The organism is Streptomyces sp. NPDC059853 (assembly GCF_042731495.1).
Taxonomy (GTDB): Bacteria; Actinomycetota; Actinomycetes; order Streptomycetales; family Streptomycetaceae; genus Streptomyces.
In genome coordinates, this window is sequence record NZ_JBHWJL010000510.1 from 1 (window position 1) to 2020 (window position 2020).

Annotated in this window: 3 protein-coding genes; 2 read left to right on the forward strand and 1 reads right to left on the reverse strand. The window is 77.0% G+C overall.

The window, feature by feature from the left end; all coding sequences use genetic code 11:
* Window positions 1-175 precede the first annotated feature (175 nt).
* Window positions 176-436: a CDGSH iron-sulfur domain-containing protein gene (locus ACFV5N_RS27375; protein ID WP_385605095.1), complete on the forward strand. Its 261-nt coding sequence runs from the start codon at window positions 176-178 to the stop codon at window positions 434-436.
* Complete coding sequence (locus tag ACFV5N_RS27380) at window positions 433-1467, forward strand: iron-containing redox enzyme family protein (protein WP_385605098.1); 1035 nt, start codon at window positions 433-435, stop codon at window positions 1465-1467. Before ACFV5N_RS27375 ends, ACFV5N_RS27380 begins: the two co-directional genes overlap by 4 nt.
* A 73-nt stretch (window positions 1468-1540) precedes the next feature.
* On the opposite strand, the gene ACFV5N_RS27385 is transcribed toward ACFV5N_RS27380, so the two are convergent.
* On the reverse strand, window positions 1541-2020 hold a 480-nt coding region (locus ACFV5N_RS27385), incomplete at its 5' end, for a phytoene desaturase family protein (RefSeq protein WP_385605101.1).

Consider the following 2020-nt stretch of genomic DNA (forward strand, 5'->3'; position numbering starts at 1 on the left):
CACAACCGCCGAGCTGCACGCCCGCCAGACGATCTGGTACGCGGCGCAGGCCCGGGGGCTGCAGGCGTGGTTCGCGCTCAACGGCTCGTACGCGGTCTGCGATCCGGCCTGCCCGCTGCGTCCCGACCTCGCGGCCGCGGTCCCCACGACAGCGGAAGGAAACGGGTGATCAGCTGTGCCGAGTGCTTCCGGACGGCCCTGCCGGCTGCGGCTCGACGAGGGCGGTCCCGTCCTGGTGGAGGGCCCGGTCGAGGTCGTCCTGCCGGACGGCAGCGTGCGGTCCTCCGACCGGTTCCAGGTGGCTCTGTGCGTGTGCCGCCGCAGCCGTGACTACCCGTGGTGCGACACCAGCCACCGCCGCCGGGTCCGTACCGGGGAGCGGGGCCGGGAGCGCGGGCGCGGGACGGAGAGCGGGGAAACGGAGGAGTCCCGATGACCACACGGCCCGTCCGGGTCGCCGCACCGCCCGCGGCTCCCGCGCTGCCCGGGGCGCGGGGCGGGTTGTCGGCGGCGGTGATCGCCGCGCTGCGCGGTGCGCGCCGCCCGCTCCCCGGGGACCTGTCCGGCGCCGACCCCTGGGGCGACGACCTCCAGCTGGCCCTGTACCTGCTGTACGAACTGCACTACCGGGGCTTCGCGGACGTGGCGGACCGGCACGAGTGGGACCCGGAGCTGCTGCGGCTGCGCGCCGCCGCCGAGGACCGGTTCCTGACGGCGCTGCGGCGGGAGGTGGCCCCGGGCGACGACGTCGGCGGGGCGCTGGGCGGTCTGCTGCTCGAACCGGTGACGGACGACGGGAACAGCATCAGCCACTTCCTGCAACGGGAGGGCACCTGGTGGCAGATGCGGGAGTACACGGTGCTGCGCTCCCCGTACCACCTCAAGGAGGCCGACCCGCATGTGTGGGTGGTGCCCCGGCTGCGCGGCCGGGCGAAGGCCGCGATGGTCGCCGTCGAGTACGACGAGTACGGGGCGGGGCGTGCCGAGGCGGTGCACGCCGAACTGTTCGCGGCGCTGATGCGGGACCTCGGCCTCGACTCCTCCTACGGCCGCTATCTGGACGCCGCACCGGCGCCCGCGCTGGCGACCGTCAATCTGATGTCGCTGCTCGGCCTGCACCGTGCGCTGCGCGGCGCGCTGGTCGGCCACTTCGCCACCGTGGAGGTGACCTCGTCCCCGGGGTCGCGGCGGATGGCGGCCGCCCTGCGCCGGCTGGGCGCCGGACCGGATGCGGTGCGGTTCCACGACGAGCACGTCGAGGCCGACGCCGTCCACGAACAGGTGGTGCGGCACGAGGTGGTGGGCGGACTGCTGGAGGACGAGCCGGAGCTGGCCGCCGATGTGGTCTTCGGCATCCGGGCCACCACCCACCTGGAGGAACGGCTGGCCCGGTGGACGCTGGCGGCCTGGCGCGCGGGACGCTCGGCGCTGCGCCGTCCGCTGGAGCCGGTGCCACCGGAGCGCTGACCCGGCGTACGTCCGCGGGAGCGGGGCTGCCCCGGGGGCCGGTGCGGGTCGCGGCGGGCGGCGGCCCGTGCCGTCAGGTACGGTCCGGCGGCAGCCGCCGCCCGCCGCCGCGCCGGGACAGGGCCCGCTGAGCCGCCGTCAGCACCGGGGAGGCACCGTGCGCGCGCAGCGCGGCGCGGGCGGCGTTGGCGCCGCAGGCGCCGTGCACCCCGCCGCCGGGGTGGGCGGAGGCGGAGGCCAGATACAGCCCGCGCACCGGGGTCTCGGGCCGGCCGGTGCCCGGCACCGGCCGGAACACCAGCTGCTGGTGCAGGCTGGTGGTGCCCCCGTTCACCGCCCCGCCGTGCAGGTTGGCGTCGGCCGCCTCCAGCACCGGCGGGCACAGCACGCGGCGGGCCGCGATCAGCGCGCGGAAGCCCGGCGCGTACCGCTCGACCTGCTCCTCCACCCGGTCCGCCATGGCCTCCCGCTCCCGCTCGTCCCACCGGCCGGTCAGCCCCTGCCCGGCGGCGTCCCCCCGCACCCGGTGCGGTACGTGGGTGTAGGCCCACGC

What these genes read in the sequence shown, in the direction of transcription:
- ACFV5N_RS27380 (WP_385605098.1), top strand. Translation starts at nt 433, where the DNA reads ATGACCACACGGCCCGTCCGGGTCGCCGCACCGCCCGCGGCTCCCGCG.